This is a genomic window from Cellulomonas sp. ACRRI (assembly GCF_022346185.1).
Taxonomy (GTDB): domain Bacteria; phylum Actinomycetota; class Actinomycetes; order Actinomycetales; family Cellulomonadaceae; genus Cellulomonas.
The window spans coordinates 1-16,709 of sequence record NZ_JAKRMS010000095.1 but is presented as its reverse complement, the minus strand read 5'-3'; the positions used below and the strand labels follow the sequence as shown (position 1 = coordinate 16,709).

Below are 16,709 nucleotides of genomic sequence, written 5' to 3'. Positions count from 1 at the left end.
GTGGTGTCGCCCGACGCCGGACCACCGGCCGGACCGGGTGACCACCCGCCGTCCGGACCCGCTACGTCCTCGGGCGACACCACCGCGTCCGGACCCGCCACCGCGTCCGGACCGGCCACCGCGTCCGGACCGGCCACCGCCTCCGGACCAGCCACCGCCTCGGGCGGCTCCACCGCGTCCGGCTCCACCGCCTCCGGCTCCACCGCCTCCGGCTCCGGCGACGTCGTCCGCCCGCGGGCGCCGTCCGCCCGGCGCTGGACCGCACGGGTCGTCGCCACCCTGCTCGTGGCGGCGCTCGCCGGCGTGGGCGTCGGCGTGGTGCGCGAGCGCGAGGCCCGGGCGGCCGAGGTGCGCGCCCGGGCCGCCGTGACCCTCGCCGAGGCCGCGGCGGACCTGCGTGCAGCGCGGGACGACGGCCGGGCGGTCCTCGCGGGCTCTGCCGGCCGCGTGGCCGACAACGCGGCCCGGAGCCGGCTCGCGGCGGTGCTCGTCGACCTCCCCGCCACCCAGCCCGACCCCGACCTCCCGCGCGGCGAGGCGACCGCCTGGTGCCTCGCCCAGGCGGATGCCGCGACGGACCGCGCCGCCCGGATCGCCGAGGAGGCGGCCGAGGTGCGCCTGGCGTGGGACGCGTGGGAGCTCGACCGCGCGGAGGCCGGGCACGCCGACGCGGTGCGGTCGCTGGTGGCCGCCGTGGACGGGGCGCGCGCCGCGCTCGCGCGCTCCGAGGGCCGGGTGCTCGACGACGCCGTCCGCGACGTCCTCGCCGCAGCCGTGGTCGCGGCCGACGGGCTCCTCGGAGGGCCGGACCCGGTCGGGACGTCGGTGCTCGACGCCGCGGCCGCGACGGCCCGCGCGCACGCCGACGCGCTCGTGGTCGCGACCGCGGAGGTCGCCGCCGCCGAGGAGGCGTGGCAGGCGGAGCAGGACCGGCTCGCGACCGACCGCGCCGCGGCGGCCCGGGGGCAGGCCTCGACGCCGGCCGACGCCCGGGGCGCGGGCACCGCGGGTGGCGGCCCGTCGAGCGGGACGCGCGCGGGCGGCGCGTCCGCGGGCGGCTCCGGGACCGGGTCCGGGACCGGCGCCGGACGCTACGACGGGTGGCTGTCCGGGTGGTCGCCGGGTGACCCGGTGCCCGACGGCTGGACCGTCGTCGTCGAGACCGAGGGCGGCGGCTGGGGCGGCGACGAGCACGGCGACGTCTGGGCCCTCGGGTGACGGGCGAGCGGCCGGGGGAGGCGCCCCTGGTCTGACCACCGACGCCGACAGCCGCAACGCCGTACGACCGACCACCGACCGACCACCTCAGCGGTGAGGGCCCGGTGCTGGCACACCGGACCCTCGTGCCCGCTCGACAGTTCCTCAGGAGATCTGACATGCAAGCACGGCCATCTTGGCATGCCCGCCGCGCCACCTCGGCGCTGCTCGCTGCCGCCCTCGCAGCGGGTGCGTGCGTCGCCCTGCTGCTCGCCCCGGACCCGCCGACCGCCGCCGCGGCGGTCCCCGCGTCCGGCATCAGCATCACGCCGGCCGGCTACGGGCCGGTGCAGCTCGGGCCGCTGGACGGGCCGGCCGGTTCCGACGAGCACGGCTACTGCGTCCAGGCGCGGGTCAACGCGTCCGGTCCGGGCGACGTCGCGCTGGGTGCGAGTCACGTGGACGACCCGCAGCTCGCCGCGGCCCTCGCCCGGCACCGCTGGTCGACCGACGACCTGACCCAGGCGGCCCTCGGCTACGAGGTCCACCAGCGGCACGAGCGTCCCGGGACGATGGCGGGCGGCGACGTGGGCGCCGTGCGCACCCTGATCGCGGCCGCGACCCCGCAGGCCGTCAAGGACCGGGCCGCCGAGATCATGGCGCAGGCCGCGGCCGAGGCCGGCCCGTGGACCGGCGCCGCCGGCTCGGTGGCGGGCGCGGGCACCCGCACGGGCGAGATCCGCGGCATCGCGCTGCGCTCCGCGTCGGGGCAGGCGGTCGTGGGTGCCCCGTTCACGGTGACGCTCACCGGTCCCGCGACCCTCGACGCGACCGGCACCCGCACGTACTCGGGCACGACCACGGCCGCGCCGACCACCCTCGCCTGGACCGCGACGGGCAACGGCACCGTGTCCTACGAGGTGCGGTTCCCGGACGCCTGGCGGACCACGGTCACGGTCCTCGAGCTCGCCGGCAACCGGCAGGACCAGCTCACCTACGGCAACCGCCCGGGGCACGACCCGTCCGAGGTGACCGTGCCCGGCGAGCCGTTCGAGGTGGTCAAGGACTTCCGCCCACGCGCCACCACCACGGTCCGGGACGTCGCCGTCGGGGCCGGCGACCCGCTGGTCGACGTCGTGACGTTCACCGCGGCGCCCGGCGACGAGTGGGCCGTGCTCGACGGGGTCCCGGTCGCCCTGCCCGCGGACGTCACCTGGTACGGGCCGTACGACCAGCCGCAGCCGCAGACGGCCACCCCGCCCGCCGGTGCGCCGGTCGCCGGGGTCGAGCGCGTGGTCGCCGAGGGCCCGGGCACCGTCAGCACCGCCGGCGCCGTCCGCGCGAGCGGCCCGGGCTTCTACACCGCGGTCGTCACGATCCGCCGGGCCGACGCCGGCCCGCTCGCCGAGTACGTGCGGGAGGACTTCGCCGCGCCGTGGTTCGAGGAGGTGGAGACGGCGGTCGACCGGTTCGACCTCGCGCACGAGTCGCAGGTCCGGGAGTACAACGTCGCCCCGGGCGGGCGCGCGTTCGACCGCATCACGATCACCGGGTACCCCGAGGACCACGGGCAGTTCGGCGGACTCGGCGGCTGGGCGGCCGACCTCGGCGAGGCGACCGTGACGGTGTACGGCCCGCTGCCGGCGGCGCCGGACGGCCCCGACGTGCCCCCGGACGCGCCGGTGCACTGGACGGACACGCTCGCGGCCGTGAACGGCACGTTCGAGGTCGGCTACGACGACGCGCACCCGATCGTGGCGCCGCACCGCGCGACCCACCCGGGCGGCGACTACTTCGTGGTCGTCTACGCGTTCGCCGGCGACGACCGGGTCGAGCCCTTCGTGAGCCCCTTCGACGACCTGCGGGAGGTGTTCTACGTGCCCGGGCCGCCGGAGGTCGTGGTGCCGCCGTCGGTCGTGACCCGGGCGCAGCCGACCGCCACGACCGGAGCGCCGATCCACGACGTCGCCCTCGTGACCGGGACGGCCGACCCGGGCGACCACCTGGTGTTCCGCGCCTACGGGCCGCAGGACCCGGACGCGGATCCCGTGTGCGACGAGGACACCCTGCTGTGGACGTCCGACCCGGTGCCGGTGGCGGGCGCCGGGCTGTACGACTCGGGCAGCACAGCGGCGCCCGACGCCGCCGGCGCCGTCTACTGGGTCGAGACCCTGCACGCCGAGGACGGCACGGTCCGGCACGCCGGCGTGTGCGGCCTGCCGTACGAGACGACGCAGGTGACGTACGACCTCGCCGTGCGCACCGAGGCCCGCGCCGCACCGGCCGAGGCCTCGCCCGACCACGGCGCGCGTGCCGGCGACCCCGCGGATGCCGGGCCCGTGGTGGGCGACGAGCTCTGGGACGTCGTGGTCGTGAGCGGCGCGGTGCCCGCCGGGGCGACGACGGTCGTCGACCTGTTCCACGCCCCGGAGGGCGAGGCGCTGGTCTGCGAGGATCCGGTGTGGACCTCGGGGCCGATCCCGCTGGCGGACGGTGCCGGTGAGTACGTCACGGGCCGGTACCCGACCGAGCGGCCGGGCACCTACGGGTACGTCGAGCGCACCACCACCGCCGACGGCGAGGTGCTCTCGGTCGGCGAGTGCGGCGACCCCGCCGAGACCCTGACGGTCGCGGCCGTACCGCCGGAGCCAGAGCCGGCCGCCGAGCCTCCCGCGCCCGACCAGCCGCTCGCCGTCACCGGCGCCGACGTGGCGCTGCTCGGCGGGGCGGCGCTGCTGCTCGCGGTCGGCGGGGTGGCGGCCGTGGTCCAGCGGTCACGGCTGCGGCGGGCGCTCGACGCGACCTCCGCCGACGACCGGTGGCCCCCGGGGTGAACGGGCACCCGCGGCGCGCGGGCCCGGCGCGCGCCGCGGGGCAGGCCGGTCGTGCCGGGGCGCTCGCACCCGGGCACCCCGCCGCAGGTCACCGCCCCGCCCGGGGCTACGATCGCGGCAGGGACCCGGAGCGCCCCGGCCGGCGCGCGGCACCCGTGGCGCCGCCCGGACCTCGCCCTCGACGACCAGGAGGGGTGAGCGGATGACCAGGGGCCGGCTGCGCGTGCTGCTCGGTGCCGCACCCGGCGTGGGCAAGACCTACGCCATGCTCGAGGCGGGCCGTGACCTCCGCGCTGACGGACGCGACGTCGTCGTCGCGGTGGTCGAGACCCACGGCCGCGCCGCCACCGCCGCGCTGGTCGAGGGTCTGGAGGTGGTGCCGCGCGCCCGCGTCGAGCACCGCGGAGTCGCCCTGACGGAGCTGGACCTCGCCGCCGTCCTGGCCCGGCGCCCCGAGGTCGCCTTGGTCGACGAGTACGCGCACACCAACGCCCCCGGCTCCCGGCACGACAAGCGCTGGCAGGACGTCGCGGAGCTGCTGGACGCCGGCATCGACGTGCTGACCACGGTGAACATCCAGCACATCGCGTCGCTCAACGACGTCGTGCGCACGATCACGGGCGTCCCGCAGCGGGAGACGGTCCCCGACGCGGTGCTCCGGTCGGCCGACCAGATCGAGCTCGTGGACCTCGCCCCGCAGTCGCTCCGCGACCGACTCGCCGAGGGAAACGTCTACCCGGCCGAGCGGGTCGACGCCGCGCTGTCGAACTACTTCCGGCTCGGCAACCTCACGGCGCTGCGCGAGCTCGCCCTGCTGTGGCTCGCCGACGAGGTGGACTCCGCCCTGCGCTCGTACCGTGCCGAGCACGCCATCGAGGCGCCCTGGGAGGCGCGCGAGCGCGTCGTGGTCGCGTTGACCGGCGGACCCGAGGGGGAGACGCTGCTGCGCCGCGGCGCGCGGATCGCCGCGCGGTCGGCCGGCGGCGAGCTGCTGGCGGTGCACGTCAGTGCCCAGACCGGGCTCCGGGACACCGACCCCGGGGCGCTCGCGGCCCAGACGGCGCTCGCCGAGCAGCTCGGCGGCACCTACCACCAGGTGGTGGGGGAGGACGTGCCGACCGCGCTCGTCGAGTTCGCCCGCGGGCAGGACGCGACCCAGCTCGTCATCGGGCTGAGCCGCCGCGGCTGGCTGAAGGCCGCGCTGACGGGCCCGGGCATCGGGGCGACCGTCATCCGGCACGCCGGGCCGATCGACGTGCACATCGTCAACCACGCCGCCGCGGCCGGCGGCCGGCTGCCGCTGCCGCGGGTGTCGGGCGCACTCACGGTCCGGCGGCGCCTGCTCGGGTTCGCCCTGTGCGTCGTCCTCGGCCCGCTGCTCACCTGGTGGCTGGTCGCCGCGCGGACCCCCGACTCGCTCGCCAGCGATGTGCTCGCCTACCAGCTGCTGGTCGTGGTGATCGCGCTGGTCGGCGGCCTGTGGCCCGCGCTGCTCACGGCGCTGCTGTCCGGCCTGACGCTGAACTACCTGTTCGTCGCACCGACCCACACGGTCACCGTCAGCGAGCCGGTGCACGCCCTCGCGCTCGCCCTGTACGTCGTGAACGGTGCGCTGGTCGCCGCCGTGGTCGACCTCGCCGCGCGCCGCACGCGGGCCGCGCACCGCGCGCGGGCGGAGTCCGAGCTGCTGGCCACGGTCGCGGGCGGGGTCCTGCGGGGCCAGGACACGCTCGGCGCGCTGATCGAGCGGGCGCGGGAGGCCTTCGGGCTCGCGGGCGTCCGCCTGCGCTCGGGGGACGAGGTCCTCGCCGAGTCGGGCACCGTCCGGCCCGGGTCGCCGCACGTGCCGGTCGACGAGCAGACGGTGCTCGACCTCGACCGCGGCGCGCGGCAGCCGCGCGACGCCGGCCCCGACGCCACGCGCGTCCCCGAGGTCGACGGCGCGGACAACCGGTTGCTCGGCGTCGTCGTCGCGCAGGTCGCCGCCGCGCTCGACCACCAGCGGCTCAGCCGCACGGCCGACGCCATCGGCCCGCTGCGGGAGACGGACCAGGTGCGCAGCGCGCTGCTGTCGGCGGTGAGCCACGACCTGCGCCGCCCGCTCACCGCCGCCACGACCGCGGTCGGCAGCCTCCGGTCGCGGGACGTCGACCTGTCGCCCGCCGACCGCGACGAGCTGCTCGCGACCGCCGACGAGAGCCTGGCCACCCTCACCGGCCTCGTCACCGACCTGCTCGACGTGAGCCGGCTGCAGGCGGGAGTGCTGGGGGTCTCGGTCCGGCCGACCGACGTGGACGAGGTCATCCTGCCGGCGCTCGACGAGCTCGGCGCCGGCCCCGACGAGGTGCGGCTCGAGCTCGACCCCGCGCTGCCGCCGGTGCAGGCCGACCCCGCCCTGCTGCGCCGGGTGATCGTGAACGTGCTGGCGAACGCGCTGCACGCCAGCCCGCCGGGCGTGCCGGTGCGGGTGCGGACGAGCGCGTTCGCCGACCGGGTGGAGGTGCGGGTGGTCGACCACGGGCCCGGCGTGCCCGCCGATCGGCTCGCCGACCTGTTCGTCCCGTTCCAGCGGCTCGGCGACACCGACAACGCGACCGGGCTCGGGCTCGGGCTGGCGCTGTCGCGGGGGTTCGCCGAGGGGATGGGTGGCACGCTCGGGCCGGAGGACACCCCGGGCGGCGGGCTGACGATGGTGATCGCGCTGCGCCAGGCCGGCGCCGCGCCAGGACCGAGGGAGAGCGCGGAGTGAAGATCCTCGTCGCCGACGACGACCCGCAGATCCTGCGCGCCCTGCGGATCACGCTGCGCGCCCGCGGCTACGAGATCCTCGTCGCCACCGACGGGGTGTCGGCGCTCAACCAGGCGATCGAGCACAAGCCCGACCTGTACCTGATCGACCTCGGGATGCCGCACCTCGACGGCGTGGAGGTGATCCAGGGCCTGCGCGGCTGGACCAGCGCCCCCGTGCTCGTGCTGTCCGGGCGCACCGGCTCGGCCGACAAGGTCGAGGCGCTCGACGCGGGCGCGGACGACTACGTGACCAAGCCGTTCGGCGTCGACGAGCTGCTGGCCCGCATCCGCGCGCTCACCCGCCGCGCGTCCGGCGGGACCGACGCCGAGCCGCTGGTCCGGATCGGCGATGTCACCGTGGACCTCACCGCCACGACCGTCACCCGGGACGGCACGCCGCCCGAGCCCGTGCGACTGACCCCGACGGAGTGGCGGATCCTCGAGGTGCTGGTGCGCAATGCCGGGCGGCTCGTCACGCGGCAGACCCTGCTGTCTGACATCTGGGGCTCCGAGCACATCACCGACACCGGGTACCTGCGGTTGTACCTGTCGCAGCTGCGCAAGAAGCTCGAGCCGGACCCGGCCGCGCCGCGGTACCTGCTGACGGAGCCGGGGATGGGCTACCGCTTCGACCCGACCGGCGGTGGTGAGGCGTCGGGGCCCGGCGCCGCGGGCTGACCGTCGGGCCGCTCGCCGGGCTGCCCACCGGTTCGATCGCCCTGATTCCCACCTGATCGTCGCCCGGCACCCCGGACGATCCGGTGGCGGGGAGACCTTCCGCCGGGGATCAGGAGCGAGCGGGCCCCGCCGCGCGGGCCGGACGGTCGGGACGTGCGTCGTGCGGGCGACCTCGGGGTCCCGCCGGTGCCCGCGCGGGTGAATCCACGCGCCGGTCGGCTGACCCCGGTCGCGGCTCCGGCCCGGTGCTGGTAACGCCCGGTGGTCGGCCCTCGCGTCCGCCATGTGAGCGTGCACACCGCTGACCTGCGGTTCTGTCCGCTCTCGGGTGGTACTTGCCGTTCTGTCCGATTTCTGTATAGTTCTCCTCGTTGAGCGACAACGGCAAACCCGCTGCAAGGCGGGGACGCAAAGCCACGGGTCCCATCGGGACAGCCGGGCTACCGAACCGACTAGGAGTCACCATGACGTACCCCCTCGAGGCCCAGATCCCGACGCAGGCCTCCGCCTCGCTGCTCACCCCGGGTGAGGTCGCGGTCATGTTCCGGGTCGACCCGAAGACGGTCACCCGCTGGGCCCAGGCGGGCAAGCTCTCCGCCGTCCGCACCCTCGGCGGCCACCGCCGGTTCCTCGAGTCCGAGGTCATGGAGCTGCTCGGCGGCGTGCCTCAGCAGGCCGGCCGCCTCTGAGGCGCAGCACCCCGCACCATCGCGAACGGGCCCCCGAGCACACGCTCGGGGGCCCGTTCCGCGTTCTCGGGACCGCGCACCCGGTCAGTGGAAGGTCTGGCCCGACACGCGCACGGCGTGTCGGGCCAGACCTTCCACTCAGCCGATCCGGACGGGGCTTCGGACCTCAGGCCGGGAGCTGGTCGAGGACCGTGGCCAGCACCGCGCGGCGGACGTCCGCGACCGGCCGCTCGGGCTGGAACGCGAGCCACTCCAGGCCGGCGACGAGCGTCGCCCCGAACATCGCGGCGGCGGTCAGCGACGGGTCCCGGTGCGGCCAGGACGCGGCGACGACCTCGGCGAACACGGCGAACGACTCGTCGCGCACCTGCCGGATAGAGTCCTGCCAGTCCCGGCCGGTGCGGAACACCTCGGCCACGAGCACCTTGGCGAAGTCGGGGTGCCCCTGGATCTGCGCCAGCAGCTCGTGCACCAGCGCGCCGACCGCGTCCCGGCCCTCGCGTCCCTCCGCGGCACCGCGCAGCGCGGTGGTCAGCGCGCGCTGCCCCTCGGTGAGCACCGTCTCGAACAGCGCGCCCTTGGACCCGAAGTTGTAGTAGACGCTGCCCTTGGCGACCCCCGCCCGGTCGGCGATGTCGTCGACGGAGGTGGCGGAGAACCCGCGGTCGGCGATCAGCGCGACGGTCGCCGTGATGATCGCCCGGCGGGTGTCGCGCCGGCCGGTGCCGGGGGAGTCGACGGCCCCGGAGGGCGCGGGGACGGCGTCGGCGGCGGCTGGCATGGGACCCAGCCTCTCAGATCGACAGGGCTGGGTGCAGGCGGGACAGCGTCCACGTACGCTGGCGGGCCGCGCGCCACGAGGTGATCGCGAGCGAGCCCAGCAGGAACGCCGCCAGTGCCGCGACCGAGGTCCACAGCCGCGCGTCCGTGCCGCCGGTGGTGAGCTCGCGCAGGCCGGTGACGGCGTAGGTCATCGGCAGCGCGGGGTGCAGCGCCCGGAAGAACGCCGGCGTGGTCTCGACGGGGTAGGTGCCCGACGCGGCCGTGAGCTGCAGCATCAGCAGGGCGATGATCGCCACCTTGCCGGCGGCGGCACCGAGCACCGCGATGAGCATCTGCTGCACCGCGAGGAAGGCGCCCGCGACCAGCACGGTGAACGCGGCCGTGCCCAGCGCGGTCGACCAGCCGAGGCCGAGCCCGAAGTGCACGACCGTCAGCAGGATCACGACCTGCCCGACGCCGATCGCCAGGGCCGGCAGGTACCCGGCGAGCGCGATCCGCCAGCCGCGGGCCGGGGTGGCGAGACCGCGGGGCGGCAGCGGGCGGAGCAGCAGCCAGGTGATGAGCCCGCCGACGAACAGCGCCAGCGGCACGAAGAACGGCGCGAAGCCCTCGCCGTACCCGTCGGCCGCGGCGACGTCGGTGCTCGACAGCTCGACGGGGGTGCTGAGGGCGCTCGCGCGGTCGGACCGGGTGCCGTCGGAGTCGTCCGGGATCTGTGCTGCCCCGTCGGCGAGCTTGTCGGCCAGCTCCTGGCTGCCGTCGCCGAGCTGGTCGGTGCCGTCGGCGACCTGGGTCGCGCCGGAGGCGAGCGTGCCGGTGCCGGACGCGAGGTCCGCGGCGCCGGACGCGAGCGTGTGCGCGCCGGTGTCCAGGTCGGCCGCGCCGGAGGCGAGGGTGCCCGCGCCGCCCGCGAGGTCGGAGGCGCCGGAGGCCACCTGGGCCGTGCCCGAGGACAGGGCGGCCGCGCCGGTGGCGAGCTCGCCGGACGACGACGCCACGGTGCCCAGCCCGGTCGAGAGGGCGGCGGAGCCGTCGCGGAGCTGGTGGGCGCCGGCGACGAGGGTCTGGAGGTCGGCGGCGGCCTGCTGCTGGGCGGCGGCGTCCGGCAGGTCGAGGTCCGCGACGGCGCCCTGCAGGTCGGCGAGCGCCGCCTGGATCGCCGCGGCGGTCGCGGTGTCCCCGGCCTGCGCCCGCTGCTGCGCGAGCGCCCCCAGGTCCTGGCCGGCGGACGCGAGCGTCCCGGACAGGCCCTGCGCGCCCGCGGACAGCGCGGTGACCGTCGCGGCCACCTGGTCGACGCCGTCGCTCACCCGACGCGCGCCGTCGGCCACCGCGCCCGCGCTGGTCGCCGCGGTGGACGCCCCGTCGGCGAGCCGCTGCGCCCCCGCGGCGAGGTCCGCCGCGCCGGAGGCCGCCGAGCCCGCGCCGGAGGACAGCGTGCCGGCGCCGGTCGCCAGGGCCGCGGCCCCCGAGTCCAGCCGGCCCGCGCCGTTCGCGAGGTCCGTGGCGCCGGACGACAGCCGCGCCGCGCCGTCCGCGGCCGAGGTCGCGCCGTCCGCCACCTGGTGCGCGCCGGACGACAGGTCCCCGCTCGCGGCGGTGAGGGTCAGCGCGCCGTCGGAGGCCTGGGCGAACCCGTCGCGCGCCGAGCCGAGGCCGACGAGCACCTGGTCCGCCGCCTGCTCGCCGATGGTCGCGGACACGGCGGCGCGGATCTGGGTCATCGCGCTGCGGCCCAGGGTCGAGGCGAGGTAGGAGTTGGCGTCGTTGTACGTGACGTCGATCTCCGCGGAGGTCGGGGTGTCACCGCCGATCGACGCGATGTCGGTCGAGAAGTCGGCGGGCAGCGTCACGGCGAAGTAGTAGGTGCCGTCGGTGACGCCCGCGGCGGCGTCCTCGGCGTCGACCTGCCGCCAGTCGAGGGCGTCGGAGTCGAGCAGCTCGTCGACGACGTCGTCACCCGCGCGCAGCGGCTCCCCGTCCTGCGTGGCGCCCTCGTCGGCGTTCACCAGGGCGACCGGCAGCCGGTCCAGGTTGCCGGTCGGGTCCCAGTAGGCCCACAGGTACAGCGCGCCGTACAGCAGCGGGATGGCCAGCATCGCCACCACGGCGAGCTTCGGCAGCAGGCCGCGGCGGAACCGGCGCAGCTCGGTGCCGGTCGACAGGGAGGAGAGCATCACAAGTCCTCGGGGAGGTGCGGGAGCGGGTTCAGGCGGCGGGCACGGCGTGCGGGCCGGTGGCGAGGTTCGCGACCTCGGGCGTCGTCCACCAGCGCATCCGGGCGACCTCGTCCAGCGAGGCGACCGACGCGATCACGGTGGTGCCGGCGGCGGCGACCGCCTCGAGCCGAGTCCAGACCGTCTGCCGGCGGCCGGAGTCGTGCACCTGGTCGACGTCGTCGACGACGAGCAGGTCGGGCTCCTGGGCCAGCGCGAGCGTGACGCGCAGCAGCATGGCGTCGACCTCGTCCAGATCCCAGATCACGGTCGAGACGCGGGGGAGCGGCCGCTCGCCGAACACCGGCCCGGCCAGCGCGGCGAACCGCTCCTGGGACACGCGCCCGGTCCAGCGGTACCAGGGCGACAGCCAGGCGAGCCGCTCGCGGGTGACGTCGCCGACCGTGACGGAGTCGTCGAGCTCGTCCACCCCGGCGAAGCCGGCCACGGCGGCACGGCGCTGCACGGCGGTCCGGCGGCGCGGCAGGTCCTCGCCGAGCACCGTGAGGTCCGAGCCCCGGTCGGGGACCATCCGGCCGGCGAGGGTGAGCAGCAGGCTGGAGCGGCCGGCGCCCTGCGGCCCCTGGACGACGGTGAGTGCGCCGGCGGGCAGGTCGAGGTCGACGGGGCCGTAGACGGCTCCGCGGGATCCCGTGAGCACGAGGCCGCGGGCCCGCACGGCGAGCGACGGGGGAGCCGACCCGGTGCCGGGGTCCTGCTGCTCGAGGTCGCCCTGCTCGGACGGCACGGACGGCACGGACGGCGCGGAGGGCGCGGGCCGCTCGGCCGGTACGACGTCCTGCTGCTCGGCCTCGCGGGTCGGGGTGGGCTCCGAAGACACTGTCGCCTCTGATCGCTTCGCACTGACTGGTCAGTACAAAGATAGGACGACCCGGCCGCGCCGTCATCCCGGCGCGGCGTCTCGCGCGTCACACCGGCGGGATGCCGGCCCGCCGCGGGCCGGGCGAGGCGGTCGCGCTCGAGATCGGCGGTTCCCTCCTGTGCGGGGGTCCGGCTGGGAGGACGCGCGTCGATGGCGATGTCCGATCGCCGCTGGACTCCGGCTGCGTCCGCGCGGTGCACTGGGGGCATGCCCACCCGCGAACCCGCCGACCCGGCCACGGCCGCCGCCGCCCCGCCGGCCGCCTCCGCCCCCGCGGCGCCGCACGCCCGGTGCGCCCCGGGCGACCCGGGGTTCGAGGAGCGGTACCGGGCGATCGACGCGCGGGACACCCGGTTCGACGGGCAGTTCGTCACCGCCGTCTCGTCGACGGGGATCTACTGCCGCCCGTCCTGCCCGGCCCGCACCCCGCGGCGGGAGCACGTGACGTTCTACCGGACGTCCGCCGCCGCGCACGAGGCCGGTTACCGCGCGTGCAAGCGCTGCCTCCCGGAGGCCACGCCCGGCACGCCCGAGTGGGACCTGCGCCGGGACGCGGTCGGCCGGGCGATGCGGCTCATCGGCGACGGGCTGCTCGACCGCGGCGGGGTGGAGGCGCTCGCCGCGGAGCTCGGGTACACGAGCCGGCACGTGCACCGGATGCTCGTCGCCGAGCTCGGTGCCGGGCCGCAGGCGCTGGCGCGGGCACGGCGGGCCCAGACGGCGCGGACGCTGCTGGTCGGGACCGCGCTGCCGGTCACGGACGTCGCCTTCGCCGCGGGCTTCGGGTCGGTGCGGCAGTTCAACGACACGATCCGCGAGGTGTTCGCGGTGCGGCCCTCGGAGCTGCGGGCGCGGGCGCGGCGCGGTGACGCGGTCGACCCGGCGCGGTCGGCGGTCCCGGGGCCCGCGGGCGCCCCGCAGGTGCGGCTCGACCTCGCGCTGCCGGTGCGGCAGCCGTTCGACGCCCGGGGCGTCCTCGGGTTCCTGGCGGTCCGGGCCGTGGCGGGCGTGGAGGTGGCGGACCTGCCGGACGACGGGCCGCTGCGCTACGCCCGCACCCTGAGCCTGCCGCACGGGCCGGCCGCGGTGGAGGTCGTCGCGACCCCCGAGCGGCGGGGAGGCTGGCGGCTCGCGGCGCGGCTCGAGCTCGCGTCGCTGGCGGACGTCGGCACCGCGGTGGCGCGGGTGCGCCGCCTGCTCGACCTCGACGCCGACCCCACCGCCGTGGACGCCGCGCTGTCCGCCGACCCGGTGCTCGCGCCGCTCGTCGCGGCCGCGCCGGGCACCCGGGTGCCGGGCACGGTCGACCCGGCGGAGCTCGTCGTGCGCGCGATCGTCGGGCAGCAGATCTCGGTCGCGGCCGCGCGGGGCCACCTGGGCCGGCTGGTCGCCGCCGCGGGCGCGCCGTACGCGTCGGCGATCCCGGGGCTGGACCGGCTGTTCCCGACGCCGAAGGAGGTGCTCGCGGCGGTCCCGGCACCGGTCCCGGGCGCCGAGCCGGACCCGGGCCGGCCGCTGCGGCTGCCCGCGCGCCAGGTGGCCGCCGTGCTCGCGGCCGCCGGGGCGCTGGTCGACGGGACGCTGCCCGCGCACGTCGGCGCGGACCCGGCCGACCTGCGCGCGCGGCTGGTCGCGCTGCCGGGCGTCGGGCCGTGGACCGCGGCGTACGTGGCGATGCGCGTGCTGGGCGACCCAGACGCGTGGCTGACCGGCGACGTGGCGCTCGTCGCGGGCGCGACCGCCGCTGGCGCGCTCGACCCCGGGCCGCGCGCGTCCGCGCACCGGGCGCTCGAGGAGCGGGCGGCGGTGTGGTCGCCCTGGCGGTCGTACGCCGCGATGCACCTCTGGCGGGCCGCGGCGGCGCGCTGAGCGCCGTCGCGTGGTTCGGCCGGCGCCGTCCGTGCCGGTCGGCCGGCGTCGTCCGGCGCCGCCCGTGCGGGTCGGCCGACGTCGCCCGGCGCCGCCCGTTCCGGTCGGCCTACGCCTTCCGGCTCCGCCCACGCGGATCCGCGTAGGCCGCGCCGGAAAGCGTAGGCCGCGCCTGGCACCACCGGCGCGTGCCCCGCGCGTGGCACCGCCGGCGGCGCGCTGACCAGCCCGTCCCCGCGCCGCGTGCCCGCACCGCGGATGCCGCGCGCGGCATGGAAGAATCGCGGGCATGGCGATGAGAGAGATCCGCGTGGTGGGCGACCCGGTGCTGCGCACCCCGTGCGAGCCGGTGACCACGATCGACGCCCGCGTGAAGGGCCTGGTCGAGGACCTGCTCGAGACGGTCGACCACGACGGTCGCGCGGGTCTGGCCGCGAACCAGATCGGCGTCGGGCTGCGGGCGTTCTCCTGGAACATCGACGACGAGCTCGGCTACGTGCTGAACCCGACGATCGTCGAGCTGTCCGAGGACTACCAGGACGGCGACGAGGGCTGCCTGTCGGTGCCCGACCTGTGGTTCCCGACCAAGCGCGCCTGGTACGCCCGGGTCGTCGGCCACGACCTCGACGGCAAGGAGGTCGTCGTCGAGGGCGTCGAGCTCATGGCCCGCTGCCTGCAGCACGAGGTGGACCACCTGGACGGCCACCTCTACATCGACCGGCTCGACCGGTCCGTGCGCAAGAAGGCGATGCGGGCCATCCGCGAGACCCTCTGACGGGTCGCCGGGGACGTCCGGAACCCGGACGATCCGGGCATCGAGCAGGTGATGAGGGCCGGAGCGCTGGTGCGCACCGGCCCTCATCAGGCATGCTGTCCTCAGCACGCCGCGCGTGCAGGTCGTGGAGTCACGTGCCCGGTAGGGACGAGGTCGTTGGGGAAGGCGAACCTCGAGCCGATCCGGGAGGGATGACATGGCAGGTGCGATCACCCGCGGTGTTCTTTTCGTGCACTCCGCGCCGCGCGCGCTCTGCCCACACCTCGAGTGGGCGGCGGGCAACGTGCTGGGCTCGCGCGTGTCCATGGACTGGACCGAGCAGCCCGCCGCACCGGGGATGTTCCGTGCCGAGCACTCGTGGCAGGGGACCTCCGGCACTGGCGCGCGCCTCGCGTCGGCCCTGCGCGGCTGGACCCACCTGCGCTACGAGGTCACCGAGGACACGAGCCACGGCAGCGACGGCGCCCGGTGGAGCCACACCCCCGAGCTGGGCATCTTCCACGCGCAGACCGACGTGCACGGCAACGTCGTCGTCCCCGAGGACCGCATCCGCGCGGCGCTCGAGCAGGCCGACGCCCGCGCCGTGCGCGAGGAGCTGGCGCTGGCGCTCGGGCAGGCGTGGGACGACGAGCTGGAGCCGTTCCGGTACGCGGGCGCGGGCGCGCCCGTGCGCTGGCTGCACCGCGTGGGCTGAGCACCGGGTCGCGCCGCGGAGCGCCGCGCACCGCCACCGGACCGGCTCCGCGCCCCCGCCTCGCCGCGCCCGCCCGGCGAGCGCGGCAGTCCCGGCCGAGCGCTGTACCCCGGGCTACCGCGCTCGGCGCGGGCGACCGCGCTGGGCGCAGGCGACTTCCTGCAGCGCGCGCCGTAGCGCGGGCGGCAGCCGGTGCGGGTCCTCGTCAGCGGTAGAAGCGCGCCGCGCGGTCGTAGAGGTCCAGCACCTCGTCGCGGCGGGCCGGGGAACCGAACCGTCCGGGGTCGGCGCGGGCCGCGGCCGCCAGGTCGGCGATCCAGCGTGCGAAGAACGCCCGGTGCTCGGCCGGCCCCGCGGGGTCCGGGCCGGGGCCGTCGAGGTGCACGGGGCTCGTGTGGGCGAGCCGGATCGTGCGGGGGTCCGGCTGCCTGGCCCGGGCGGCCACCCAGCCGGCGCGGCGCAGGTCGAGCGTGACGTCCAGCACCGGCCCGTCGGAGCGCGCCGCGACCAGGCCGTCGACGACGACCTCGACCCGCACCGGACCCGCGCCGTCGGGCGCGGAGCCGCCCGCGCCGGAGCCGTCCGACCCGCGCGTCTCCGGCCCCGCGCTCACGCCGGGTGCCCACGCCGTGCGCGCCACCGCCCGCACCCGGTGCCGCCCCGCCGGCACCGTCGCGCCGGGCCCGGCGTCGCCGACGGTCACCGCCAGGAGCGGCCCGTTCGTCACGACCGACCGCCCGGCCCGCAGCCCGGCGTAGAACCCGTCGACGGTCAGGGGCCCCGGCGCCTGGACGTACACCCGGTCGTACCCGGGCGGCGCGGGCAGCACACCCGACGCCGAGCCCGCCGACGCCGGCAGCCGCAGGCCGAGCCCGAGGTACCGGTACCAGAGCCCGAGCTGGTACCGGCTGGCGCCCTCCGGACCCGGGTACGCGGCGCGGTCGCGCGGCCGCCCCCAGGCCTCGTTGGCGAGCATCCCGCCGGGGACGTAGTGGTTGTTCAGCACGCCGACCGCGTCCGGGGCGCCGGTCGCCATCAGGACCGGGGTGTCCCACCAGGTCGGCTTCTCGGCGTCGACGAACGCGCCGACGGCCCGCGCGGCGTCCACGAGGGTCCGGGCGGGCGGGTACCACCAGTCCCCGGCGCCGGTGCCGGGCAGATCGGGCACCGTGACGCCGTGCAGCAGGACGGCGCCGCCGCCGCGCTCGTCCTCGGTGACCGGCGCGACGGCGTGCCGGTCGCCGTCGACCGTCAGCGCGGCCCGCGGGGCACCGCCGGGCTCGTCCGGTCCGGCCCCGCCC

General features: G+C 77.4%; 11 protein-coding genes, 1 pseudogene and 1 riboswitch. Of the genes and pseudogenes, 8 read left to right on the top strand and 4 right to left on the bottom strand.

What is annotated here, in order from left to right; genetic code table 11:
• From MHY85_RS15400 to MHY85_RS15380, 5 genes and pseudogenes are all read left to right on the top strand, one after another.
• Positions 1-1,218 (top strand): annotated as a pseudogene (locus MHY85_RS15400) (hypothetical protein); the annotation flags it as partial.
• A gap of 158 nt (positions 1,219-1,376) precedes the next feature.
• Positions 1,377-4,031: a hypothetical protein gene (locus MHY85_RS15395; protein ID WP_239197818.1), complete on the top strand. Its 2,655-nt coding sequence runs from the start codon at positions 1,377-1,379 to the stop codon at positions 4,029-4,031.
• Between the two features lie 202 nt (positions 4,032-4,233).
• Positions 4,234-6,780 carry an ATP-binding protein gene (locus MHY85_RS15390; RefSeq protein WP_239197816.1) on the top strand — a complete coding sequence of 849 codons (2,547 nt, stop codon included), beginning with the start codon at positions 4,234-4,236 and terminating at the stop codon, positions 6,778-6,780.
• Positions 6,777-7,499, top strand: coding sequence for a response regulator (locus MHY85_RS15385; RefSeq protein ID WP_239197814.1), 723 nt, complete (start codon positions 6,777-6,779; stop codon positions 7,497-7,499). The genes MHY85_RS15390 and MHY85_RS15385 overlap by 4 nt, the downstream gene beginning before the upstream one ends.
• A gap of 373 nt (positions 7,500-7,872) precedes the next feature.
• Positions 7,873-7,947: riboswitch (cyclic di-GMP riboswitch) on the top strand.
• A gap of 16 nt (positions 7,948-7,963) precedes the next feature.
• Positions 7,964-8,188, top strand: coding sequence for a BldC family transcriptional regulator (locus MHY85_RS15380; RefSeq protein WP_147796295.1), 225 nt, complete (start codon positions 7,964-7,966; stop codon positions 8,186-8,188).
• 166 nt (positions 8,189-8,354) lie between these two features.
• Here MHY85_RS15380 and MHY85_RS15375 read toward each other — a convergent pair whose 3' ends face one another.
• The 3 genes from MHY85_RS15375 to MHY85_RS15365 are packed head-to-tail and all read right to left on the bottom strand — an operon-like array spanning position 8,355 to position 12,028.
• Positions 8,355-8,969: a TetR/AcrR family transcriptional regulator gene (locus tag MHY85_RS15375; RefSeq protein WP_239197812.1), complete on the bottom strand. Its 615-nt coding sequence runs from the start codon at positions 8,967-8,969 to the stop codon at positions 8,355-8,357.
• Positions 8,970-8,982: 13 nt separating this feature from the next.
• Positions 8,983-11,148, bottom strand: a complete 2,166-nt coding sequence (locus MHY85_RS15370) for a YhgE/Pip domain-containing protein (RefSeq protein WP_239197810.1) — start codon at positions 11,146-11,148, stop codon at positions 8,983-8,985.
• A 31-nt stretch (positions 11,149-11,179) separates the two neighbouring features.
• Positions 11,180-12,028, bottom strand: a complete 849-nt coding sequence (locus tag MHY85_RS15365) for an ATP-binding cassette domain-containing protein (protein ID WP_239197808.1) — start codon at positions 12,026-12,028, stop codon at positions 11,180-11,182.
• 249 nt (positions 12,029-12,277) lie between these two features.
• On the opposite strand from MHY85_RS15365, the gene MHY85_RS15360 reads away from it, so the two are divergent.
• The 3 genes from MHY85_RS15360 (at position 12,278) to MHY85_RS15350 (ending at position 15,408) form a co-directional block, all read left to right on the top strand.
• Positions 12,278-13,939: an AlkA N-terminal domain-containing protein gene (locus MHY85_RS15360; protein ID WP_239197806.1), complete on the top strand. Its 1,662-nt coding sequence runs from the start codon at positions 12,278-12,280 to the stop codon at positions 13,937-13,939.
• 289 nt (positions 13,940-14,228) lie between these two features.
• Positions 14,229-14,714 carry a peptide deformylase gene (gene def, locus MHY85_RS15355; protein WP_154728949.1) on the top strand — a complete coding sequence of 162 codons (486 nt, stop codon included), beginning with the start codon at positions 14,229-14,231 and terminating at the stop codon, positions 14,712-14,714.
• A 196-nt stretch (positions 14,715-14,910) separates the two neighbouring features.
• Positions 14,911-15,408, top strand: a complete 498-nt coding sequence (locus MHY85_RS15350) for a DUF3145 domain-containing protein (RefSeq protein ID WP_158376143.1) — start codon at positions 14,911-14,913, stop codon at positions 15,406-15,408.
• Between the two features lie 205 nt (positions 15,409-15,613).
• Here MHY85_RS15350 and MHY85_RS15345 read toward each other — a convergent pair.
• On the bottom strand, positions 15,614-16,709 hold a 1,096-nt coding region (locus MHY85_RS15345), incomplete at its 5' end, for a CehA/McbA family metallohydrolase (protein ID WP_239197804.1).